21 protein-coding genes are annotated in these 24,298 nt (G+C 43.8%); 15 read left to right on the plus strand and 6 right to left on the minus strand.

The features are described from left to right. Positions 1-23 precede the first annotated feature (23 nt). The gene (locus ACFS6H_RS13370; protein ID WP_386099582.1) at positions 24-1,421 is read left to right on the plus strand and encodes a discoidin domain-containing protein; all 1,398 of its coding nucleotides are present in this window, start codon (positions 24-26) and stop codon (positions 1,419-1,421) included. A gap of 74 nt (positions 1,422-1,495) precedes the next feature. On the opposite strand, the gene ACFS6H_RS13375 is transcribed toward ACFS6H_RS13370, so the two are convergent. Together ACFS6H_RS13375 and ACFS6H_RS13380 are read right to left on the minus strand one after the other, a co-directional pair. Continuing rightward, positions 1,496-2,065 (minus strand): DUF4142 domain-containing protein, encoded by a 570-nt coding sequence (locus ACFS6H_RS13375; RefSeq protein ID WP_386099586.1) that lies wholly within the window; start codon positions 2,063-2,065, stop codon positions 1,496-1,498. A 273-nt stretch (positions 2,066-2,338) separates the two neighbouring features. Next, positions 2,339-3,760, minus strand: a complete 1,422-nt coding sequence (locus tag ACFS6H_RS13380; protein WP_386099589.1) for a hypothetical protein — start codon at positions 3,758-3,760, stop codon at positions 2,339-2,341. Between the two features lie 366 nt (positions 3,761-4,126). On the opposite strand from ACFS6H_RS13380, the gene ACFS6H_RS13385 reads away from it, so the two are divergent. The 3 genes from ACFS6H_RS13385 to ACFS6H_RS13395 are packed head-to-tail and all read left to right on the plus strand — an operon-like array spanning position 4,127 to position 7,312. Continuing rightward, positions 4,127-5,485 (plus strand): Gfo/Idh/MocA family protein, encoded by a 1,359-nt coding sequence (locus tag ACFS6H_RS13385; RefSeq protein ID WP_386099592.1) that lies wholly within the window; start codon positions 4,127-4,129, stop codon positions 5,483-5,485. A 41-nt stretch (positions 5,486-5,526) separates the two neighbouring features. Next, positions 5,527-6,264, plus strand: a complete 738-nt coding sequence (locus ACFS6H_RS13390) for a 3-keto-disaccharide hydrolase (RefSeq protein WP_386099595.1) — start codon at positions 5,527-5,529, stop codon at positions 6,262-6,264. Between the two features lie 46 nt (positions 6,265-6,310). Continuing rightward, complete coding sequence (locus ACFS6H_RS13395; RefSeq protein WP_386099598.1) at positions 6,311-7,312, plus strand: bestrophin family protein; 1,002 nt, start codon at positions 6,311-6,313, stop codon at positions 7,310-7,312. Positions 7,313-7,601: 289 nt separating this feature from the next. Here the strand turns inward: ACFS6H_RS13395 and ACFS6H_RS13400 are convergent, their stop codons facing one another. Beyond that, positions 7,602-9,569 (minus strand): KUP/HAK/KT family potassium transporter, encoded by a 1,968-nt coding sequence (locus ACFS6H_RS13400; RefSeq protein WP_386099601.1) that lies wholly within the window; start codon positions 9,567-9,569, stop codon positions 7,602-7,604. Between the two features lie 424 nt (positions 9,570-9,993). On the opposite strand from ACFS6H_RS13400, the gene ACFS6H_RS13405 reads away from it, so the two are divergent. From ACFS6H_RS13405 to ACFS6H_RS13415, 3 genes are all read left to right on the plus strand, one after another. Continuing rightward, positions 9,994-11,490 carry a hypothetical protein gene (locus ACFS6H_RS13405; RefSeq protein WP_386099604.1) on the plus strand — a complete coding sequence of 499 codons (1,497 nt, stop codon included), beginning with the start codon at positions 9,994-9,996 and terminating at the stop codon, positions 11,488-11,490. A gap of 72 nt (positions 11,491-11,562) precedes the next feature. Then, on the plus strand, positions 11,563-12,552 hold the full coding sequence (locus ACFS6H_RS13410; protein WP_386099607.1) for a DUF6427 family protein: 990 nt from the start codon (positions 11,563-11,565) through the stop codon (positions 12,550-12,552). A gap of 77 nt (positions 12,553-12,629) precedes the next feature. After that, a complete protein-coding gene (locus ACFS6H_RS13415) occupies positions 12,630-14,213 on the plus strand; it encodes an NAD(P)/FAD-dependent oxidoreductase (protein WP_386099610.1) in 1,584 nt (527 codons plus the stop codon). Between the two features lie 214 nt (positions 14,214-14,427). On the opposite strand, the gene ACFS6H_RS13420 is transcribed toward ACFS6H_RS13415, so the two are convergent. Then, complete coding sequence (locus ACFS6H_RS13420) at positions 14,428-15,405, minus strand: zinc dependent phospholipase C family protein (RefSeq protein WP_386099613.1); 978 nt, start codon at positions 15,403-15,405, stop codon at positions 14,428-14,430. Positions 15,406-15,519: 114 nt separating this feature from the next. Between ACFS6H_RS13420 and ACFS6H_RS13425 the strand changes: the two genes are divergently transcribed. The 4 genes from ACFS6H_RS13425 to ACFS6H_RS13440 all read left to right on the plus strand — a co-directional run bounded on the left by ACFS6H_RS13425 (position 15,520) and on the right by ACFS6H_RS13440 (position 19,507). Next, on the plus strand, positions 15,520-16,449 hold the full coding sequence (locus ACFS6H_RS13425) for an ABC transporter ATP-binding protein (protein WP_386099615.1): 930 nt from the start codon (positions 15,520-15,522) through the stop codon (positions 16,447-16,449). Between the two features lie 33 nt (positions 16,450-16,482). After that, a complete protein-coding gene (locus ACFS6H_RS13430) occupies positions 16,483-17,754 on the plus strand; it encodes an ABC transporter permease (RefSeq protein ID WP_386099618.1) in 1,272 nt (423 codons plus the stop codon). A 248-nt stretch (positions 17,755-18,002) separates the two neighbouring features. Next, complete coding sequence (locus ACFS6H_RS13435; RefSeq protein WP_386099621.1) at positions 18,003-18,551, plus strand: GNAT family N-acetyltransferase; 549 nt, start codon at positions 18,003-18,005, stop codon at positions 18,549-18,551. Positions 18,552-18,667: 116 nt separating this feature from the next. Then, positions 18,668-19,507, plus strand: a complete 840-nt coding sequence (locus ACFS6H_RS13440; RefSeq protein ID WP_386099624.1) for a hypothetical protein — start codon at positions 18,668-18,670, stop codon at positions 19,505-19,507. A gap of 106 nt (positions 19,508-19,613) precedes the next feature. On the opposite strand, the gene ACFS6H_RS13445 is transcribed toward ACFS6H_RS13440, so the two are convergent. Further along, a complete protein-coding gene (locus ACFS6H_RS13445) occupies positions 19,614-20,033 on the minus strand; it encodes a DUF4293 domain-containing protein (protein ID WP_386099627.1) in 420 nt (139 codons plus the stop codon). A 39-nt stretch (positions 20,034-20,072) separates the two neighbouring features. Then, complete coding sequence (locus ACFS6H_RS13450; protein ID WP_386099630.1) at positions 20,073-21,350, minus strand: serine hydroxymethyltransferase; 1,278 nt, start codon at positions 21,348-21,350, stop codon at positions 20,073-20,075. Between the two features lie 174 nt (positions 21,351-21,524). On the opposite strand from ACFS6H_RS13450, the gene ACFS6H_RS13455 reads away from it, so the two are divergent. The 4 genes from ACFS6H_RS13455 (at position 21,525) to ACFS6H_RS13470 (ending at position 24,270) form a co-directional block, all read left to right on the plus strand. Further along, positions 21,525-22,514 carry a sugar phosphate nucleotidyltransferase gene (locus ACFS6H_RS13455; RefSeq protein WP_386099633.1) on the plus strand — a complete coding sequence of 330 codons (990 nt, stop codon included), beginning with the start codon at positions 21,525-21,527 and terminating at the stop codon, positions 22,512-22,514. A 108-nt stretch (positions 22,515-22,622) separates the two neighbouring features. Beyond that, positions 22,623-23,015, plus strand: coding sequence for a class I SAM-dependent methyltransferase (locus ACFS6H_RS13460; RefSeq protein ID WP_386099636.1), 393 nt, complete (start codon positions 22,623-22,625; stop codon positions 23,013-23,015). Then, on the plus strand, positions 23,003-23,239 hold the full coding sequence (locus tag ACFS6H_RS13465) for a hypothetical protein (RefSeq protein ID WP_386099639.1): 237 nt from the start codon (positions 23,003-23,005) through the stop codon (positions 23,237-23,239). Before ACFS6H_RS13460 ends, ACFS6H_RS13465 begins: the two co-directional genes overlap by 13 nt. A gap of 77 nt (positions 23,240-23,316) precedes the next feature. Beyond that, the gene (locus tag ACFS6H_RS13470; protein WP_386099642.1) at positions 23,317-24,270 is read left to right on the plus strand and encodes an NAD(P)H-dependent flavin oxidoreductase; all 954 of its coding nucleotides are present in this window, start codon (positions 23,317-23,319) and stop codon (positions 24,268-24,270) included. The last annotated feature ends 28 nt before the right edge of the window (positions 24,271-24,298 follow it).

Raw genomic sequence — 24,298 nt, forward strand, 5'->3', positions numbered from 1 at the left:
TATAAACTATTAATTTATTTCTAATGAAAAATAAAATAACAACTGCGGTACTGTCATTCACCATCATTGCCGCTTTGTGGGGTTGTCAGAAAAAAGACCTGCCCCTTGATGGCGGCACGGTAAAGGAAAGACAGGAAGCTCTTGAATCGGATATCAAAAAAATGTTACAGGGTGCAGAATATGGCTTCCTGTTATATCCGGAAAGTGCGGCTACCTCTACCGTGGTAACCAGCTCGGCTAATTTTACCATGAAATTTGATACGCTGAAAAGCCAGGTAACCATGTCCAGCAGCCTTTCCAATTATGCCGGCCCGGCCATGTCGTATTATACACTTTCATCGGCAACGGGTATGCCGCTGCTCACTTTCTCTACCAGCTCCTTTATTTCACGTATCTATGCAACTGGTGATAAGGGCATTACCGATTTCTTCTTCCGTGTAATGCGCATAAGCGGCGATACCATTAAAGTACAGCCTTACCGTAAAGGAAATATCTATGCGTCTGAGGGCGGACCAGTGTTTAATATGTTAAAGATCAAACCAAGCATTGATATACCGGCCCGTTCAGGATTTGATACCCTGAATGTGTTAATGACCAGGTACCCAGATAATTCGGTGAGCTTAAGAAACCCGGTAAAATTTGGCGCGGCCTTAAATATCGCATCTTACAGCAGCGCTGTTACAGCCGATCTCAGTGCCGATCTATCCCTGGTAGATGCGTATAACCTGAGAAATAATACACAGTACAAAGCCTTCCCCGAAGGTTCTTATGAGCTGATAAAAACAAAGGCACAGATACCGGCAGGTTCTAAATTCTCTATTGATAGTTTTGAAGTGAACATAAAAAACTTCGCTGCGTTACAAACCGGTACGGCTTATATTTTACCGCTTAAAACCGTAGCGCCGGCACCATTTGTACTGGGGCCTAAATCAATCGCGTATATTATTCTTCGCATCAGTAATATCGATCCGGCTAATGCTGCCATTACAGGTGGGACTGTAGCCAGCCGTACTGGCTGGTCGGTTACTGCCAGTGGCAGTTATTCCGCCAATCCTGTTGCGTTGGTACTCGATGGGAATAATGGAACGGCCTGGTCATCAGAAGGTGGTATACCGGCCTGGTTGCGCCTGGATATGGGAGCTGCCAAAACGGTAAAAGGTTTCAGGCTTGTTCCCAGTTATGCCTACCGGAACGAGAACTGGTTACAGGTAAATGTTTCTTCCAGTAACGATGGCAACACCTGGCAATATATAGGTACCTATAATGGTAGCGTTACCCTTGCCAGTTCTAATGCCAATAACCCCGATATCAAACACCTGAGTTTCTTAACACCGGTAAGCGCCAGGTATTTCCGTTTTGATATTGTACGCAGCTCCGATGCCAGTTATACCGGCCTGGGTGAGATCAATGCAATTGAGTAATTTAAATGGAAAACTATATACAAAAAGCCGGCATTATGCCGGCTTTTGTTATTACCTGATCGAAACGTGATCGCTTATTTCATCGCTTTCCTGATCTTTTCAGCAGCATCCAGGTGCGACTGCAAAGTAGGCAGGGTAGTGGTGATAAATGTTTTTACCTCCGCATTCATATCATCATCGCTGGCATCTTTAAACTCATCGATTGTTTTTTTATGGTTCGATATCATCGCATCCATAAAATCCTTATCAAAGTCTTTGGCTTTTTTATCCCTCAGGTCGGCCGCAGTTTTTTTATGTTCTTCCGCATAAGTAGCGGGCAGGGTAACATTCAGCTTGGCCGCCAGCGCACTTACTTCGGCGTTTGCTGCTGTATGGTCTTTCACCATCATGGCCGCAAAATCTTTTACCGATTGTTGCGTAGCCCTTTCTTCGCCTAATTTAGCTAACTCTACTTCGGCCATGCCATGGTCGGCTGCCTTAACTAAAAACTTACTGGTGTTCTCTACTGATGCTGATTCCACCGGCATCTGGTCCTGCTTGACCTCGTTCAGGGAATCTGCTTTTTCTACCGGGTTTGATGCTTCGTTGTTACAGGCTGATAAAAGCACAATCGTGCAGCCTAAAATAAATATTGACTTTTTCATATAGTGAAGTTTTAAATGATACCTATGGTTTATGCATACCATACCTGCTTTCCATATAATAGTATATTCTATGGAAGCAATCATATTTATTGTTGCATGTATCCTATATAACTAATAATAATGCCAAAAAATGTTTTTGCAGGCAGTTAAGTAGTGAATAAAAAAGTAGCAGGGTTTTATATACATGGCAAACAGTTACTTATATTATTATAACAGCACATGAAAAAAGGTGAATAGCTATATTCACCTTTTCTCCAATAAACTTTTATTGTATTATTTTTTAAACAAACGCCATTCACTCAGTTGCATATCACTGCTGCCTGCATTGGCAGTAATACGTAAGCGATAATACTTATATGCTGTGGTATTGGCAAAATCAATCACCCTGATCTCGTTCCTGTAAGCAAACCGCTGGTTGGTTTTGGTATCCAGTGTATGCCAGCTATTGCCATCACCCGATCCTTCCAGTATCCAGTCTTTTGGGTCACGGGCGGATGCATCATTGCCCGATGTAAGCAGGTAACTGTTGGCTATAACTGCTGTTGGTAATATTTGTTGTACGGTAAAATCAGTGGTATAGGTACCGGTGTAAAACTTGGTATTATTATCCCTGTCAATTAATTTTAAAGAACCTTCCGTTGACTGCGCACCCTGCGTATTCTCCCTGCTTACCACAATACCGGCATTTGCGGTAAGGTCAGTACCATAAGTATTATCAGTGCTATAAGTAATACCGGGAAAGGCCGCTTTGGCAATGGCCAGCTGGGCCTGCCAGTCCCTGCCTTCCTTATCCTTTGTGCCAAAACTCATCAGGGCCCGGTACGACAGGTCAACACCGGCGGCACCGCTCCAGAAATGGATGAACTCTCCAAAGTTTAACGACCTCGCATAACTGGTAATACCGCTGTTTATTCTGGTGGGAAAATGTTTGGATAATAATTCAAAATACCGGTTCAGTACAACCGACCTGCCATGCTTTTCATAAATAGGGAAAAACCAGTTCCTGAACCACGATGTATTGGCTCTCGGGTAATCATCCGTAATAGGCATACAGGTGTTATACACTCTTTCCTTTGCCGCATTATTACCAATGCCATCATGTACATCATATACAAATATTTCGGCCCACTTGCTATCGCCCCATATGCCAAATGCCGGTGACTCTTTAATAGCCTTGCTGCCACCTTCAACTATATGCGCAATTTCATGAATGATCACATCTGTTTCCCAGGGTGTAATATGCTCCCATGCATCCCAGCCCGATCCTATATCAATCATATTCCTGTAATCATGTGCGCCGTTCAGGTAAGTGTCCGGGTGGCCGCCACCATACTTACCGGTGTGGTATACGGCAAACAAACGGTTGGTGGTATCGTTTTTACCAAAAGCGCCATATACTTTTTTGGTATAGGCCCATACGGTATCCGTAAAATCAAACAACCAGCCGGCCTTGCTGCGGTTTACATCATCGTCAAAATAAACGGCAATATTATTATTGAAATGCACCCGCTTTACCAGCAGGTTATGATCAAACCAATGTTCCTGCCAGGTATAAGGCGGGTAGTGGGAGGTATCAGTTGTTGCCGGGGTACCAGGTATTCCCGGCTCCGGTGTGGCGCCGCCATAATTACGTTTGTTGCAGGCAATGAATAAGGGCACTATCGTGCAGATCAGTCCGATTTTTTTTAATATCATATTTGAGTGGATTACACAGTCATTATATAGCACAGGAGCTGGTCCTGGCCTCATCCCACGCAAAATATTTAATGTTGGCAGGTGCTTGTACTAATAAAAAACGAATACATTGTTAATGAAAATTAAAGCGATATAATTTTCAGGGGCTTTCATCGCCGGTACTGCTATCAGCAGCAGTTCCCGCTTTCCGCTATACCCCGGTCTTTAATACCGGGGTGCCGCTGCAATCGGGCAGCCTTTCAGCTTTATATAACAGCCTGGCAATAAAAAATACACCGGTTAATAAATCTTATCCGGCGATTATAAATTTCTTCGGTGTTTTTTAGTATTTTGATTGGCTAACGAACTAAAACGTTTGCATAAACTATGGATAAAGAAAAAGCCCGGAGAGGCTTCCTCAAAAAACTTATTCTTTCGTCGGGTGCTATTGTGGCCGGCAATTATTTACATGCAGCCGATACGCCTACCCGTAAGATCATCGGCATAGCCCGCGACCAGGTATTTGATGCCAATGACCAGATCAATGTAGCGCTTATTGGTGCAGGCGGCATGGGTGGTGCTGACCTCGATACGGCACTGATGGTTCCCGGTGTAAAAGTAGTAGCGGTCTGTGACCTGTATACCACCCGGCTTACCGATGCCAAAACCCGCTGGGGCTCCGGCATCTTTACGACAAAGGACTATAAAGAAATTTTAAACCGTAAAGAGGTGGATGCGGTTATTATTGCCACACCCGATCACTGGCACCAGCAGATATCCATTGATGCCATGAATGCAGGCAAACATGTATACTGCGAAAAACCAATGGTACATTCCGTGGAGGAAGGGCCTGCGGTAATTGCTGCACAAAATAAAACAGGAATGGTGTTTGAAGTGGGCAGCCAGGGTGTATCATCTTTGGGTAATGAAAAAGCAAAACAATTATTAAAGGAAGGGGCAATTGGCGAACTCAACTATGCCGAAGGTTTCTGGGCCCGTCGTAACCCGGTATCAGTATGGCAATATCCCATACCGGCCGATGCTTCTTTAAAAACGGTGGATTGGGATGCCTATATCCGCAATACTACAAAAAGAACTTTCGATCCGATGCGTTTCTTCCGCTGGCGTAATTACAACGACTATGGTACCGGCATGGCAGGTGATCTGTATGTACACCTGTTTTCCAGTCTGCATTTTATTACCGACTCACTGGGCCCGGATCGTGTATACTCAACCGGTGGCTTACGCTTCTGGAACGATGGCCGCGAAGTACCCGATGTACAGCTGGGTGCTTTCGATTATCCCAAAACTGCCGTGCATCCCGCATTCAACCTTTCACTGCGCTGCAACTTTGTAGATGGTACCAGCGGTACTACTTACTTAAAGCTGGTAGGCAGCGAGGGCTCTATGGATGTAACCTGGGATGATGTAACACTCAAAAAAAACAATATGTCGGCTATGGGCGATCCTTTCCTTAAAGCACAGAACGGTCAGGGTAATGAAAGCCGTAAAAAAATACTGCCACCTTCTACACTGGTGTATAAAGCGGAAGAAGGCTATAAGGGCGGCCCTTACGATCATATGGTGAACTTCTTTACCGCCATCCGTAACCGTAACAATAAAGCCATTGCCGAAGATGCAGCCTTCGGTTACCGGGCGGCAGCACCGGCATTATTATGTAACGACAGCCTGGTGCAAAGAAAGCCTATCAACTGGGACCCTGTGAACATGAAAAAAATCGGATAACTACACTATTATTAAAAACCCTCACAACTTTTTAACGCATTATGAAACAATTCTTTTTCGCATTGGTATCGGCCGGTTGCCTTTTGGCCTGTGGCAACGACAACAAAACAAACCCGGAAGCAACAGCCGGTTCAACCAAAGACAGTATTACCGATAATGCCGGATGGGAAACACTGTTTGACGGCAAAACCCTTAATGGCTGGCATGGTTATAATAAAGACAGCGCGGCTATAAAAAACTGGACCATCATCGACGGGGCCCTGGTATGCCTGGGTCATGCCGAACATGATTCTGGCGGTGATATTGTAACCGATAAAGCGTATGAGAACTTTGAACTGGAATGGGACTGGAAAGTAGACTCAGGCAGTAACAGCGGGGTAATGTATCATGTAGTGGAAGATAAAAAATATAAAGCACCTTATGAAACAGGTCCTGAGTACCAGATCATTGATGATGTGAACTTCCCTGGTAAACTGGAGGACTGGCAAAAAGCCGGCGCCGATTATGCCATGCACCTGGCCGGCAGTAATAAAAAGCTGAAACCGGTAGGGGAGTGGAATAACAGTAAAATCATATTCAACAAGGGCAAGGTGGAACATTGGTTAAACGGCGAAAAAATTCTTGCCTTTGAAGCCTGGACACCGGAATGGAATAAATTACGCGAAACCGGTAAATGGAAGGATTTTCCTGATTATGGCAAAGCTGCAACAGGGCTGATTGCCCTGCAGGATCATGGTAACAAAGCATACTATAAAAATATCCGCATCCGTAAATTATAATCATTCCTCACAGTATTACCGTTTACTATAACAAAGCAGCCTATATATGTTAGTAAGAAAAACGCTTTCGTTCAGAGGTGTTATGTTCATTGCCGGTCATCATTTCTGGTGGCTGGCCGCATGGATGACGCTGATGACCTCCCTGTATCATTTCACCCATTGGAAAATGCTGGCCATTCCCTGGCTGCCGCTTTCCGTAGTGGGCACGGCGGTTGCTTTTTACGTGGGCTTTAAAAATAACCAGGCTTATGGCCGCCTTTGGGAGGGGCGTAAAATATGGGGTGGCATTGTTAACAGCAGCCGCATGTGGGCCTCCATGGTTAACGGCTTCCTGGGTAAAGAAAACAAAGCGGATACAGAAAAACTGGTGTATGGGTATATTGCATGGATCTATACGCTGCGGTCGCAATTATTGCAACCTACCCAATGGGAGCATGTAAGCCTGCGGCACCTTTTCGGCAGTTTTAGTGTAAACCGTCGTAAAAACTTTGGCGTGGGCATGTATGAAGAAGAGGTGGCGGCCATAGAAATGAAAAAATACCTGCGGGGGTTTGAAACCGGCGATCATTTTGCCAACGGCGCAACCCATATACTGCACCAGCAAACCCAAACGCTCAACATGTTGTATGACCAGGGTAAACTGGATGTGTTTAAACAACTCGAACTGCAACGGGTGGTCAATGATTGTTTTGAACACCAGGGCAAGCTGGAACGGATCAAGAAATTTCCCTTACCACGTCAGTATGGTAGTTTCAGTTTCCTGTTCGTATGCATATTTATCTTTATGCTGCCCTTTGGCATTGTAGGCGAGTTTGCTAAACTGGGCGATGCCTGGATCTGGCTGGCCATTCCCTTTGGTATGGTCATCGGCTGGGTGTATGTGGTCATGGAACTGATCGGTGATTATTCTGAAAACCCTTTTGAAGGGCTTCCTTACGATATCCCCATGCTCTCCATCTGCCGTACCATCGAAATTGACCTGTTGAATATGCTTGGTGAAACAGACATACCCAAGCCTGTTCAACCCAAACGGGAAATACTTATGTAAATGGTTTTTTATAATGTATTTTTTTAGGCAACATTTATTGTTGCCTTTTTTTGTTCGCCATGTTTTAAATGTAAACAAAATACCGCTGCCGTGAATAGCAGAACAAACGGTTCATCTTGAAAAAACAGAAGGTTAACGATGATAATTGTCAATTTAGCGAAAAGAGGGTGGCCTGCAAATACAAGTCAGGTATATTTGTCCTGGTTTTTCATAGGATATTGGATTTTAAAGCGGGGTGCATGTCTATGCACCCCTATTTTTTTATACTATCCAATATATTATTGAAAAACTAGCTATCAATACGTGTAAGCCGCAGGTTGGTCACCGGTGCCACAATAAGCGGGAATTTCTCCACCGTTACATTCGAAAGGTCAAGGCCAAAACCTCTTTCCTCGCTCAGGCTATGTTCTTTTAACCAGAAGTGGAACTTCATAATAACTCTTTCACTGAACGGTAATTCGTTATCCTGGCTCAGGTATTTTTCCATTACCATAAACTGGAAGTCGCCAACAGTATTACTGCTTGCCAGGCTTTCGTAACGGCTGATAATATTTACTTCTTTATTGGCCACCAGGTCTTCCACTACTTTGCGGAACATGAGGTTGATCCTTGGCTCCATTCTAAAGCCCAGCCTGAAATCAATACGTATAATGTCATTGGGTATAATATGCTCCACCTTATACTCACAGGTATAGGGGTCGTCCAATGTATCTACGTGCACAAACCAGTATATATCCGCCCTTTTAGGCTTTTTATTCAAGATGGAATAGATGATCTTATGTTCAATCTCTTTCGGGTTATTGGCGCTGGTCAGGTAAATAAGGTGGGTGGCGTACTTGGCTACCGATTTATCATTACTTAACTCCTGTATCTTGGGTATATAATGTTCCAGCCGTACAAACTCCACGTAACGGTTCTTAATTTTACGGGCCCTGTACCATACATACATTACCAGGAACATCAGGCCGCCTAACAACACGGTAATATAACCACCATGGGTAAACTTATCCAGCAGGGCAATGAAATAAGCCGTTTCTACAATAAAATAACTTACCAGGAACAGGTATATCCAGCGTTTTTTTACCCGGTGTAATACCAGGTAATTGGCAAACAGGATGGTGGTGGTGAGCATGGTAACAATAATGGCCAGGCCATAAGCCGCCTCCATCTCCGATGATTTTTGAAAGTACAGTACAATACCGGTACAGCCCACATATAACAACAGGTTAATACCCGGTATAAACAACTGGCCCTTGGCTTCTGATGGGTAACGTATCTTCAGTTTAGGCCACAGGTTTAAACGCATGGCTTCACTGATGAGTGTAAAGGCGCCCGATATCATGGCCTGGCTGGCAATAATAGCTGCCAGGGTGGCAATAATAACGCCCGGCAAAATAAACCACTCCGGCATCAGGTTATAAAAGGCGTTCAGTTGCGGGGCATTCTTGTTTACAAAAGTGCCGTTGTAATGCGCTAACATATAGGCGCCCTGTCCAAAATAATGTACCAGTAAACAGGTTTTTACATATATCCAGGCCATACGGATATTCCCACGGCCGCAATGTCCCAGGTCGCTGTACAAAGCTTCGGCACCCGTGGTACACAAAAACACGGCACCCAGCAACCAGAAACCTTCTTTATAGGTACTTAAAAATTCAATTGCGTAATGAGGACTTAATGCTTTGAAAATGGTAAGATCGTCAAAAACGTGTGCAAGGCCCAGTACCAGTAACAGGGTGAACCAGATGAACATCATCGGCCCGAAAAACTTACCGATCGAGGAGGTGCCGAATTGTTGCATGAAAAAAAACAGGGCCAGTATGATCAGTACGATCACCATAATGGTATTGGCGGTCAGTGTTTCCTTTAAATAGGGGAGTTTGGAAAGGCCTTCAATGGCGGAGGTAATGGAAATAGGCGGCGTGATCATACCATCGGCCAATAGCGCCGCGCCACCCAGCATTGCCGGTATTACCAGCCACTTTCGCCGGCGTCTTACCAGGGCATACAAGGCAAATGTACCGCCCTCACCACGGTTGTCGGCTCTTAAAATAAGAATAACATACTTAATGGTGGTTTGTAAGGTAAGTGTCCAGATAATACAGGATAAAGTACCAACGATCAGCAGCTCATTGATCTCCCTGTCACCGATGATGGCATTAAAAACATAAAGTGGTGATGTGCCAATATCGCCAAAAATAATTCCGAGTGCTATTAGAAGTCCCGCAGCGGTGACTTTGTTGGTAGGTCCTTTCACTTGTTAAAATTTACGAAAAACGGCCGGCTTCTGCCCGGGCCGTAATTCGACTTACAAAGTTATAAGTAAAACAGGCATACAAAAATTACAAGCCGTTAACTTTTTTTTCACGAAGCTTTAACCCGCCATTTTCTAATCGTATTCTAATCTCTTATGCCGTTTTTCTTTGTTCTGCTTCCAGGCGCGGGAAAACCGGCTGGTTAGCTCAGTCTTTACACTTAATAGCCGGTAACCGCTTTCGCTGCCGGCCTGATTTAAGGTTTTTTTTATGATTAAAGGAACAACTTTTGGATTTTTAACCTCGTTATTAATGTAATGCCGCAACAAATTGCATCAGGTAAATTGTATGTGGCCAACTATTTGTAACTTTAATACAAGGTAAATTAAGATGAATATGACGAATAAACGATTGTATCTGATAATCATGCTACTATTGGCCGGTTTTGGTGTTCAGGCGCAACAAATTGTGTACTCGGAAGCCGAAAAAGACGACAGCCACCGGATAAACTTTGAAGTGATCGGTAAAATGGGTAACAACTTCCTGATTTATAAAAGCAACAGGAGCCGACACTGGGTATCGGTATTGGACAATGAAATGCTGCCCGTAGCCAAAAAGAATTTTGACTTTTTGCCCAACGGCGACCGTGTTATCAATGTGGATATCGTTCCGTATTCCAGCTATTTCTATGTAATTTATCAATACCAGCGCAAAGGCATCGTGTATTGCGAGGCAGCCCGTTTAAACGAGGTGGGTGATAAGGTAGGTGATGTTATGCTGCTGGATACTACCCGTATCGGTTATAGTGCCGATAATAAGATCTACACCACCGTTACCAGTGAAGATAAAAGCAAAATACTGCTGTATAAAATAAACAGTAAGGATAAAAAGCTTTTCCGGCTTACAACCCGCCTGCTGGATGATAACCTGCAAACTTTAAAACTGAGCCGTTTAACGGTTCCCATGGAAGAGCGGGATTATTACCTGGGCGAGTTTACCCTAGATAATGACGGCGACCTCTTCTTTGCCCGTTTTAACCGCTTAAGCAATGAGAGTATCAGTAAGGTCGACCTGATACAAAAAACCGCGATGGAGGACGTTTTAACAGAAAGATCTATCAATATTGAAGGCATTTACCTGGATGATATTAAAACCAAAGCGGATAATGTGAATAAACGCCTGGTGATGGTATCGTTTTACAATAAAACCAAGAGAGGTAATATAGAAGGGTACTACCTGTATGTATGGGATAAGAGAGCCGGCCAGGTGGTCCGTGAAAAGGCACTGGCTTTTTCCGAAGCCTTACGTAAGGAGGCCAAAGGAAATACCTCTGCCAAAGCGGCTTTTGATGATAACTTTATCAAGAATATTATTTTAAAAGGTGACGGTGGTTTTATTATTGCCAGCGAAGCGGCCTATACAAGCTCAAGAGGTGGCGGCGGACCCTGGAATCGCTGGAACTACTGGGGTTCACCTTTCATGCGCCCTTTTGATTATTATTACTACTCTCCTTACTACTATAATTCCTACTGGGGTATGAACCGCTGGGGCAATGATAATGTGCGTTACCAGGCCGATAATATTACTATTTCGTCTTTTGACAGCCAGGGCAATAACGAATGGAACAACGTTATTACCAAAGAGCAGTATAACGACCAGTCCGATAACCTCTTATCTTACCAGTTATTCATCACCGGGGGACAGTTACACTTCCTGTTTAATACGCTGGAGTCAAAAGCACAGTTATTAAGCGACTTTACCGTATCACCGGAGGGTGAAATGAAACGTAATCCTACCCTGAAGAATTTAGACCGTGGCCGGGAGTTTATGCCGCGGTATGGTAAACAGGTGGGCCGTAACCAAATGATCATCCCTTGTTTGTACCGCAATTATATTTGTTTTGCAAAAGTTGATTTTAACTAGTACACGTTGTATTTTGCACCGGTATGTACGGCTTCATTGAGCCGTACATACCCAACAAAACCACAATACTTCGTGATAGGCGTTTTTAAACAAAAGAGTCCGGCAAATATTTTACTGTTGTTAATAGTAGGCATTTTAATAAAATTACCTGCTTTTATCAACCCCCATCCGGCTGTTACCCACAGCAGCGATGGTTACTTTTATACCCGTATAGTAGAGGCATTGAATCCTTCTGCTGCGGGTTTTCCGCTTTTGTATCCTTTGCTGGCTTTTACTTTGTTATTTTTACAGGCTAACCTGCTTACCAGGTTCATCAACCATCATCGTATGATGAACCGGTTGAACTATTTACCGGGCCTGGCTTATATGGTGGTTACTTCTTTATTGCCCGACTGGAATTATTTCTCGGCCTCTTTACTCGCCAATACCATATTATTATACATCCTGCCTGCCATCTTTAATACGTACAATAAACCGCAGGCCCGGGGCAGCATTTTTAATATTGGCCTGGCACTGGGTATTGCCTCTTTCTTTTATTCACCCATTATCTTCTTTGGTTTGTGGGTAATACTCGCTTTATCCATTCTACGGCCTTTTAAACTAAACGAATGGCTGCTGTGTATACTAGGTATTACCACGCCTTACTATTTCCTGGCTATTTACCTGTTGCTAACCGACAGCTTCAGCTGGGAGGTATTATTACCGCAGATCAGTATCGGCCTGCCTAAAATAAAACAATCGGCCTGGATGGCGGGCAGTGTTTTCCTGATCATGGTGCCTTTCCTGGTAGGCGGGTATTATGTACAGGACCATTTACGCCGTATGTTGATACAGGTGCGTAAAGGCTGGAGTATTTTATTATTCTACTTACTCATTGCATTATTAATTCCTTTTGTCAACACCGGCAACAGCCTCGAAAGCTGGATCATGGCTTTATTGCCTATGGCCGCCTTTCATGCTTTTGGTTATATGCATGCATCTTATAAAATATTGCCCTTAATATTCTTCTGGGCCTCCGTTGTTTTAATACTGGTATACCAGTATGCAGGTCCGGGTTGGTAAAGGGCTTTATTGGCAGGCAGGTAAATTGCCCTATCTGTCTTATTTTTGCAGCTTCGGGATAAATACCCGACAATAATATGCAAAAGAAGATCACGTTAAAAGTACTCCCCTCAGAAGCTGCCAGCGATACAGCCATTAAAAGTATCATTGCCCGTACGGAATCGGTGCCGCCTAAAAACATTACCGGTTTTATTATCCAGAAAAGATCCATCGATGCCCGCAGCAAACAGCCCTGGGTCAATTTAACACTGAACGTATTTATTAACGAGCCCTTTCAGCAGCGGTCACTGATTCCTTTACAATATAAAGAAGTTGCCAATGCCAGGCACAAGGTCATTATTGTGGGCGCAGGCCCTGCAGGATTATTTGCCGCCCTGCGTTTACTGGAAGCAGGTGTACAACCCGTTATTCTTGAAAGAGGCAAGGATGTGCGTTCCCGCCGCCGCGACCTGGCAAAACTCAATAAGGAAGGCATTGTAAACCCGGAGAGCAATTATTGCTTTGGAGAAGGCGGTGCCGGCACTTACAGCGATGGTAAATTATACACCCGCAGCAGCAAGCGGGGCGATATTGACCGTATCCTGAATATATTTGTACATTTTGGCGCCGAAGAAAATATCCTCTTTGAAGCGCATCCGCATATCGGTACCAATAAGCTACCCCAGATCATGACCGCCATGCGGGAACAGATCATTGGCAGCGGCGGTGTTTTTTTATTTGAAAAAAAAGTAACCGATTTTATTATTGACAACCAGGTGATGAAAGGTGTGGTTACTGCCGACGGGGATAGTCTTACGGCCGATGCTGTTATATTGGCAACGGGTCACTCGGCACGGGATGTTTTCCAGTTGTTACAGACAAAAAATATTGCCATCGAGGCCAAGCCCTTTGCCCTTGGCGTGCGTATAGAACATCCGCAAAGTATTATTGATACGGCCCAGTATCACTGTGCGGTGCGTGACGGCCTATTGCCGCCGGCATCCTATAGCCTGGTGCAACAGGTGGAGGGTAGAGGTGTTTTCTCCTTTTGTATGTGTCCCGGCGGTATCATTGCCCCGGCTGCAACGGCACCCGGCGAGCTGGTGGTGAATGGGTGGTCGCCTTCCAAGCGCAATAATCCACATGCCAACAGCGGCATGGTTGTACAGGTAAATGTGTCCGATGCCATAACACATCATAAACAAAAAAAACTGTCCTATAAGGAAGAGGATGCTTTGCTTTTAATGCAGTTTCAGCAACAGGTGGAGCAGGCTGCTTTTACGGCAGGTGGTGGAAAGATGGTAGCGCCTGCACAGCGCATGGTTGATTTTTCGAAAAATATTATTTCTTCTTCCCTGCCTGATTGCTCTTACTTACCGGGTGTGCACAGTACTTCCCTGCAGCAGGTATTACCCGGCTTTGTATTTAATAGCCTGCAACAGGCTTTTATTGAATTTGGCAAAAAAATGCGGGGTTATTATACCAACGATGCAATTGTGGTAGCCACCGAATCCCGTACTTCCTCGCCCGTACGTATTCCGCGTAATGCCGGCGACTTACAACATCCGCAAATAAAACAACTATACCCCTGTGCCGAGGGCGCCGGTTATGCAGGCGGCATTGTGAGTGCAGCCATGGACGGCGAAAGAGTAGTGGAAGCGATATTGGTGCAGTTAGGTTAGGTGTTAAAGAGGAATAGAAGATAATAACCACAGTGTTAAAGGAGTTGATTCACAGAGGCACACAAAGTTTTATCAAAATTCGACTCTGTGTCACTCAGTGAAAAAACTCCGGCCACTTTGTGTCACTACCTTAACTCAAACACCATCAACCCCAACAATTCATAACTCCTCATTCATAATTCCTCATTCATAATTCATCATTCATACCTAACTCCTAATCATCCGTTTTAACCTCAGTAGCTATCAGTTTCTTTGCTTCTACCAGTTTCCCCTTTTTATACAATTTTAATTCACTCTTAAGGGTTTTAGCATCAACCGTATTTGTGATTAAAGATGAAAGATCCGGTTTGCCGGCATCTACCCAGGCGCTATACCAGTAATTGGCTATGTTTTCGGCCGATAACAGTAATTGTTCGTTGATACTATTTTTCAAGGCTTTATTATATTCAGCGGCAAAAGCACTGCTGTAAAAACGACGGTTCTTACCCCAGCGGAACTGCCATTGGTATTTGGTAGAATCGGTAAACTGTTTGGATACGGCTAACTCCTGTGCAAATAACTGCGGTAGTAAAGTATGGGTATGGTAAATAATATCCCAGGTTGCATCAGGGATAGAAGCTATATACTTTGCTTTCTTCTTACTGTACAAATGATACTGGGTGAAAACCGTTTCAGGAACCGTTGTCTCCCATAAATCATGAACGCCTTGCTGGTTGGTCAGTTGGCCATCATAATTTAAAGAAGTATGAAGAGGTACATGCGCATCGCTTATATAATGGCCCAGGTCGGCCGCATAAAACAAAATACTGTCCTTGTTTTTATTGGCAAAAGCCTTTACCAGTTTGCCATATACTTCAATGATATTATAGGGCGATGTGCCGTACTTATGTAGCGTATCCGCAGGATACTTTTTAATAGCTTCATCCCAGGTCCGGGGTAAATAGGCGGCAGAATCGCCATAATACTCCAGGTCAATAAAATGTTTATTCCCTTCCGTTTTGTCAGTAAAACGGCGTTTATCGGGACGGGGGGCGTCCATCACAAGGGTTTCTTTATTGCTGTAAAAAAACTGTTGTAAACCTGCGGGTAGTTTATAAATAGCCAGTTGGTTCACGGTACGGTGCACCAGGTAGCCCCAGCTGCTGAACATAATAACGGTTATTGCCAGTAATATCCACTTAAATCTTGCCATAAAAGGGTTTGAGTTTACAAAGGTGGGATAAAAACCTGAAAGCTATACCACTTATACAATTTTATACAATATATTAATAGTGGAAGTTTATATTTGTAAGCATAAAACTACAACATGCCTATACTGCAGATCAATAATCTTACTAAAAACTTTGCCACTCAAAAAGCCGTTAACAATATCAGTCTCAACATTGAAAAGGGACAAATATTTGGCTTATTGGGTCCCAATGGTGCAGGTAAGACCACGCTGATCAGGATGATCACCGGTATATTCTATCCTGACCAGGGCGAAATCATTTTTGACGGGAAACCTTTTGACCCGATCAATGATATTGCCTATATAGGTTATATGCCCGAAGAACGCGGCCTGTATAAAAAAATGAAAATTGGCGAGCAGGCTTTATACCTGGCCCAGCTGAAAGGCCTGAGCAAGGCCGATGCTACGGCTAAAATAAAAGAATGGTTCAACCGCTTTGATATGCAGAGCTGGTGGAACAAAAAAGTGGAAGACCTGTCAAAAGGTATGTCACAAAAACTGCAATTCGTTACAACCGTATTGCACAATCCCAAGCTGATCATTTTAGATGAACCTTTCAGCGGCCTTGACCCGGTAAATGCCAACCTCATCCGGGATGAGATTTATCGTATGGCGAAAGAAGGAGCTACTATTATCTTCAGTACCCACCGTATGGAACAGGTAGAGGAAATATGCGATCATATTGTATTGGTAAACAAAGGCGAGAAAATACTGGACGGAACAGTAAACCAGGTGAAACAGGAGTTTAAAGAAAACCTCTTCAAGGTAACCTTTAACAATGAACTGCTGGCGGAACACCTGGCCATTCATTTATTTGAAGTAAAGGAGAAGAAGAACAACAGTATTATTTTACAACGTAATGAAGGCTTTAGTAATAATGATATCATCCAGTACTTTATTAATAAGGGACTGAGTATCGAATCTTTCAACGAGATATTACCTTCGCTGAACCAGATATTCATTAAGTTGGTAGAAGGTACACCCACTGCCAGACAGTTTAATAACTAACCAACATTTTACCACACTACCAACTACATAACAATGAACAAAACAATACTAATTATAAAAAGAGAGTTTCTTACCAGGGTAAGAAAACGCACTTTCATCATCAGCACCTTACTTTTCCCCCTGTTGTACCTGGGCCTGGTTTTCGGTATGGGTTATATTGGGGAAAAAAGTAAAAGTGTATTAAAGATCGCGGTGATCGACTCATCGGGCCTGCTGGACAGGGGACGGGTGGAAAGGGCCAATGCGGCGGATGTTTCCAGTCACCTGAACCTGGTAACCGATAGCGCCGCCACTGTGATTAAAAACTTTGAAGCAAAAGGTTATGACGGCTACCTGGTATTACCTGCCGGGGCTACGGTAGAGAACGGACTGGACAAACTTATCCTGCATACCGGCCGTACTTTAGGTTCGGCAGCGGAAGTACAGATGAAGCTGGGCAATATCCTTAACGAGATCAAGTATGAAAAACTGGGTATTGACGAAACCAAGCGTAAAGCTTTGTCCAGCCAGCTTACTATTAAACCGCAAAATGTAAACGACGAAAAAGCCAATTCCAATGTAGCTTCTACTATTGGTATGGTGTCGGGTTTCCTGATATACTTTATTTTACTCATCTATGGTTCGCAGGTAATGATGGGGGTGATGGAAGAAAAAACCAACCGTATTGCCGAGGTAATGGTATCATCGGTAAAACCTTTTCAACTGATGCTGGGCAAAATTGTCGGTATCGGCCTGGTGGCATTTACCCAGTTTATTTTGTGGATCGCTTTTATATTCATCATTTATAATGCTACCAAAGTATCCGGTGGTGGTGAAGGATCGGCTATTAACTCAATGGTTGGCGGTGTACAGGAAGTGTTCACTTCTTTAAACCTGCCATTGTTATTAGGAAGTTTTGCCTTCTACTTTATGGGTGGTTTCTTCTTTTACTCCTCCCTGTATGCGGCAATCGGCAGTGCGGTGAACGAGGATATGCGTGAAGCGCAATCCTTAAGTTTTCCGGTGACCATGATCGTGATCTTTGCTATCATGTTAATGACCATTGCCATTAAAGATCCGTCCAGTCCTGTGGCTGTATGGGGTAGCATTATTCCGTTTACCTCGCCTATTGTTATGATGGCCCGTATACCTTTTGGCGTACCGGGTACTGTGCCTGTCTGGCAACTGGCTTTATCAGTAGGGTTATTAATTGGTGGTTTTGCGTTTACTACCTGGTTTGCGGGTAAAATTTACCGCACAGGTATTTTAATGTATGGCAAAAAGCCATCCTGGAAAGAAATGCTGAAATGGGCATTCCGTAAATAAGTTAAACAGTTACCTGCTTATATCATTCAACTCCTTTTACCCCGGTAAAAGGAGTTTTTGTTTATGGCGGTTATCGGAAACATCCTGTAACTTACAATAGGTAAGAATCATTTTATAGCTGGTTTGTGTGGTTCATGTTACACCACTGCAAGACAGGTTGAGTGGACATGTATATGCCCCGCAACAATACTGTTGAGGTAAAAGCAACCAAAGAACATGGATGCACTACAGCGGATAAAAAATAAATAATGGTAATAGTAATTGATGAACATACGCGGCTGGAAGAAACAGCACCGGAGCATGCAGCCGGTTTATTGGATGCGGTGAATGCCAACCGGGATCACCTGTCGACATTTTTACCCTGGGTAGGGGCCATGCAGACGGTGGAAGATTTTGAACGGTACATACAACAATGCCAGCAAAAGACAGCTGAAAAACTGGAGCAGAGTTTTGTGATCGTTGTTAACGGTGTTATTGCGGGCAGGATAGGGATACACCATATTCAGCCGGCTAATCAGTCCGGGGCCATAGGATATTGGCTCACCCGTGAAGCCGGTGGCAAGGGCGTGATGCTGAACTGTTGCCGTAAAATAGTGGAATACGGTTTTTCGGTTTTACAACTGCATCGCATTGAAATAAAGGCAGCTACCCATAATATAAAAAGCCAGGCCATTCCGCAAAAGCTGGGGTTTATCCGGGAAGGAGTTTTAAGAGAATCTGAACGGGTAAATGATGTTTATTTTGATATTGTGCTGTACGCCATGCTGCAACATGAATGGAAACGTCTTTTACAATAACCGGACCCCGCCCCGTTTGTTAAATATTTTACAATCCCCGTAGCGGGTTTATTTAATACGAATATTGTCGTAATATTGTACGAAGTATTTCGTTTTTAAACCATAAATCAATTATTATGCAAACCACGCCGACTAGAACAGTTAAAAAGATTTCCATAGCCGCACTCAGTGTGGCGGCAGTATGTGTACTGGCTTCCTGGGGGTATAAACAAACCCAGTATAAGTACGAGGGCACACACCAGGTACATGATACCGTACCCAAACAAAAAGTAGCGGATTTTGATGAGACCCTGCGCCAGTTAGACGAAGCGGAAAGGCAGCTATCAGGACCGGAGTTAAAAGCTAAAGTCTCAGCCGCTTTAAGCCAGTTAGATGCTGAGAAAATAAAACAACAGGTACAATCGGCCATGAAAGAAGCCGAACTGGCCATGAAAAGTATTGACCTGGATAAAATTCAACAGGAGATAGAACAAAGCCTGTCTAAAGTGGATTTTGATAAAATGAAAGCTGATATGGAAAAAGCTTTGGTTACTGCAAAAGAAGATATGAAAAGGGCCAAAGAAGAAATGAAGACCATTAATAAAGCGCAAATAGAAAAAGAGCTGAAAAGCGCCTATGAAGAGATAGAGAAAATGAAGCCGGAATTGGAAAAGTCCATGAAAAATATGGAGTTTGATCTGTCAAAGGCAAAAGTAGAGATTGAAAAGGCAAGGGTAGAAGTAAAAGATTATAAAACCATTGTTGAAGGGCTTGAAAAAGACGGCTTATTAGATAGTAAAAAGAATTATACCCTGGAGCACAAAGACGGTGCCCTGTATATTAACGGTGAAAAAGCATCACAGGATGTATACAAAAAACATGAATCACTGTTAAAAAAATATCCCGAACTGAAAATTAAAAAAACAGAAAAGTCTTTAAATATCACTAAGGACAAAGAAGAAGGCGTAGAAATATAATCTCCTTCAAAACGATAAAGCCTTGATTTAGTATTTGAATATTTCGTCTTACAAAAAAGCCCGGCAATTTTCATTGACGGGCTTTTACTATTATATCAAATTACTTTTAGCGTAATTTGTCAATGCTCTTGATCAACTGCTGATCTTTCCTGATACCGCGGGCCGCCATCACAAATCCGGCTATAATGCCCAATACCAATAAGGACGTTAACGCTAAATTACCTTTTTCAAACTTCTGCATACCTGCTATGTACATAATAAACAAGCCCAGGGAAGTTAGTATGCCAACCAGGGCCAGGCGTAACTGTAACTTACGGTCCTTATATAGGAAAATAGTAACCAGGGCCAGTATTATATTGGCACCTGTAAGCAAAATATAAAAAAAATTAGCGGCACCATCCAGTATGGCCATTTCCATCATATTGGCCTCATTCAAGCGGGTACCGGTGTAAAAAGGAAAGTTGAAACTCAGTATTCCGCATATTACTGATAACAGTAACCATAAACTCTGCTGGCGTTGTATCATAATTATAGTTTAAGTTTTTATAAATAAACCGGTTGCAAATTATAATTCAGGATATAGAGGGAATTTTTGCATAAATGTATGCACATCATTTTTAACGGCAGCTATTTCCTGCTCATTGTCAATATTCATCAGTACCCTGTCAATCAGCTCCACCACAGTCGTTACATCGGCTTCCTTCATGCCACGGGTGGTAACGGCAGGCACACCTACACGGATACCCGAAGTAACAAAGGGTGATTTATCATCAAAAGGTACTGCGTTTTTATTCAGGGTAATATGGGCTTTATCCAGTGTTTCCTGGGCCTTTTTGCCGGTGATGTTCTTATTACGCAGGTCGATCAGCATTAAATGGTTATCGGTACCGTCGCTGATCAGGTTATAGCCCTTGCTTACAAAAGCTTTGGCCATAGCCTGGGCATTGGCAATTACCTGTTTACCATATACAGCAAAATCATCGCTCAGTATTTCACCAAAGGCAACGGCCTTGGCGGCAATCACATGCTCCAGCGGACCACCCTGTGTACCGGGGAATACGGCCAGGTCTAACAACTGCGTAATGGTACGGGTATTACCTTTAGGGTCTTTAATACCCCAGGGATTTTCAAAATCGTGGCGTACCATAATGATACCGCCTCTTGGTCCGCGTAAGGTTTTATGTGTAGTTGAGCTTACAATATGACAATGATCAAAAGGATCGTTCAGTAAACCTTTGGCAATAAGGCCGGCGGGGTGGGCAATATCGGCAAATACGATCGCCCCGATCTGGTCGGCTACGGCACGGATGCGTTTATAATCCCAGTCGCGACTATAGGCCGAAGCACCGCAGATGATCATCTTGGGCTTTTCACGCAAAGCGATCTCTTCCAGTTGCTCATAATCTACCAGGCCGGTATCTTTCTTTACACCATAAAACAAAGCTTCATGGTTTTTCCCGCTAAAGTTAGCAGGGCTGCCATGTGTGAGGTGGCCACCCATGCTCAGGTCAAGACCTAATATTTTTTCACCGGGTTTTACACAGGCTAAAAATACCGCTGCATTGGCCTGCGCTCCGCTATGAGGCTGTACGTTGGCCCAGCTGGCATTAAAGATTTTTTTCAGGCGCTCAATGGCAAGTGTTTCTATCTCATCAACAATCTCGCAACCGCCATAATAACGCTTGCCGGGATATCCTTCTGCGTATTTATTGGTAGCTACCGTACCCATGGCCTGCATTACCTGCAGGGAGGTAAAATTCTCAGATGCTATTAACTCAATGCCGTTACGTTGGCGTTCTAATTCTTTCTGTATAAGGTCAAAAACCAGGTTGTCTTTTTGCATGTGGCAAAAGTAGTAGATAATAATATAATTAGAGAATTAGATGATTAGATAATTGGATAAATTATGTGGAAAACCACAGGCCTTTGTTAATATGTATAAATTTTGTTCTATACACCCACATTTGTTGTAAATTACTTACTTTCACGGGCCGTTTTAATAAAACAACACAGGTTAATGAAGGCAATTATCCCGGTAGCAGGAGCTGGTACCAAACTGCGTCCGCACAGTTATACACAACCTAAAGCGTTAATGCCCCTGGCAGGCAAAACGGTGCTGAGCATTATTATTGATCAGTTACGTGAAGGAGGTATTAACGAATTTGTATTTATAGTAGGTTATTTAGGCGATAAAATATTTGATTACGTTCAGGCAAAATACCCCGATATACAGGCGCATTATGTACACCAGCCCGACCGCCAGGGTGTGGGTCATGCCATACAGATGGCAAAAAACATTGTGAACAACGATGAAGTGGTAGTGGTGCTGGGCGATACGATCTGCGAATACGATGTACAGGCATTTATACATAACCCCAACTCGGTGATAGGTTTACGTAAGGTAGATGATCCCCGCGAATTTGGGGTGGCCGAAGTGGATGAGAACGGCGTGATCGAACATGTGGTGGAAAAGCCGCATATACCAAAGTCTAATATGGCGCTGGTTGGCTTATACAAAATCAAGGAAAGCGAACAAATGTTCTCCTGCATTGAGAACAATATATTGCAGGGCCTGCGGAGTCATGGCGAATTCAGTTTAACCGATGCCCTGGATTGTATGATAAGGGCCGGGGTGAAATTTGATGCCTTTAAAGTGGATACCTGGTTCGATTGCGGCCGTAAAGAGACCATGCTGGAATCCAATGCCACTTTGCTAAAAAAATTTGGCGCCGATAAAATGGAATATCAGTTCGAAAACACGGTCATTATTAAACCCGTGAGTATCGGTGAAGGTTGTGTGATCAAAAACTCTATCATTGGTCCCAATGTAACCATCGGCGATCATACCCAACTGGATTACTCCATTATCAAACATTCCATTGTAGGCAATTACTCCAACCTGTACGATATAGTACTGGAACAATCCATCATTGGCAGCGATACCGCATTAAGGGGTGAATCAAGAACGCTGAATATCGGCGATAATACCAGTATTGACCTGGGTTAGGTAACCGGCTGCAGTGCCTTGATTGGGCACCTGTTGCGACGCTCCGTTCAACTGTTTACCATTGTGCATCTTTTTACACATTACTCCTCCTGTTATAAAGCTAACCAAATGAAGGATCAGGTAATTCCGGGAATTAAAGGGTACAAAGGCCGCGAAGAACGGTTTATTGCAGCCACCATTGCCCTGGATTTTAACACCCTGTACCATGAGTTTTTACCCTTTATACCTTCACAACCCGGTCATATACTGGACCTGGGTGCCGGTATTGGTAAAGATGCTTATGCGTTTACGCTAATGGGGCATACTGTTACGGCAGTAGAACCTTTGGACAGTTTCAGAGAAGAAGGGCAAAGACGTTACGCTTCAGTAAATATGGAATGGATCGATGATGGCTTACCCTTTTTACATAAATTGGAAGGCAGGGCCGGCAATATGATTTTATACTGGACGCCGGTGTATGGCATCACCTCAATCAAGCAGAACAGGATATGGCCCTGTTAAGCATAGCGCAACGCTTAAAGCAGGACGGCATTTTTGCGGTCACATTACGCAATGGTCCCGCTGGCCTGGGCACCCATATATTTCCCACCGATGCTATTAAAACCGTTACCCTGGCCAGACAATATGGACTGGGCATTTTATTGCACCGGCAGCGGCAAGCCAGTATGATGGCCGATAAGAAAAATGTTAGCTGGTCAAAACTGGTGTTTCAAAAGCAGGGATAAACAGTTTTATACTTCTTCCTTAAGCTATTGTTTAATAATATTGTAACTCCTTATGTTTCATTAAACAATCAATGATCATGTTGCCATTCAAAAATAAAATAACTGAACTCTTTAATATCCAATATCCCATTATACAGGCCGGTATGATATGGGCCAGTGGCTGGCGCCTGGCCAGTGCGGTTAGTAATGCCGGCGGACTGGGCATACTGGGTGCCGGCTCTATGTATCCTGAAGTATTAAAGGAGCATATACAAAAATGCAAAGCCGCTACGGATAAGCCTTTTGGCGTGAACCTGCCTTTGTTATACCCTGATATTGATAAACATATCCGGACCATTATAGAGGAAGGGGTAAAGATCGTATTTACTTCGGCCGGTAACCCTGCTACCTGGACAACACATTTAAAACAGCAGGGTATTACAGTGGTGCATGTGGTAAGCAGCAGCAAATTTGCCCTGAAAGCACAACAGGCAGGATGCGATGCCGTGGTAGCCGAGGGTTTTGAAGCCGGCGGGCACAATGGCCGGGAGGAGACCACCACCATGGTGTTAATACCGGCTGTGGCAGGGGCTGTTACCATACCGGTAATTGCCGCGGGGGGTATTGCCACAGGGCGCCAGATGCTGGCTGCCATGGTATTAGGCGCCCAGGGTGTGCAGGTAGGAAGCCGCTTTGTGGCTACGCCTGAAGCCTCCTCTCACCGGCAGTTTAAAGAGGCTGTTATCGCAGCCAAAGAAGGTGATACACAATTGTCTTTAAAAAAACTAACGCCGGTGCGATTGCTTAAAAACGATTTTTTTCAACAGGTGGCCCAGGCGGAGATAAAGGGCGCTACACCCGAAGAGCTGCAGCAACTGTTGGGGCGGGGTAGGGCTAAAAAAGGTATGTTTGAAGGTGATATGGAAGCCGGTGAACTGGAAATAGGGCAGGTGAGCAGTTTAATACAGTCCATACAGCCTGCTGCCACAGTGGTAAACGAAATCTGGACGGAGTTCATAAAGTGTTTGGAAAATCCGCTAAAATTGCTTTAATTTTACAGTGGTTCCCCGAATTGTAGGA

It is taken from the genome of Terrimonas rubra, from assembly GCF_042686025.1.
Classification (GTDB): Bacteria; Bacteroidota; Bacteroidia; order Chitinophagales; family Chitinophagaceae; genus Terrimonas; species Terrimonas rubra.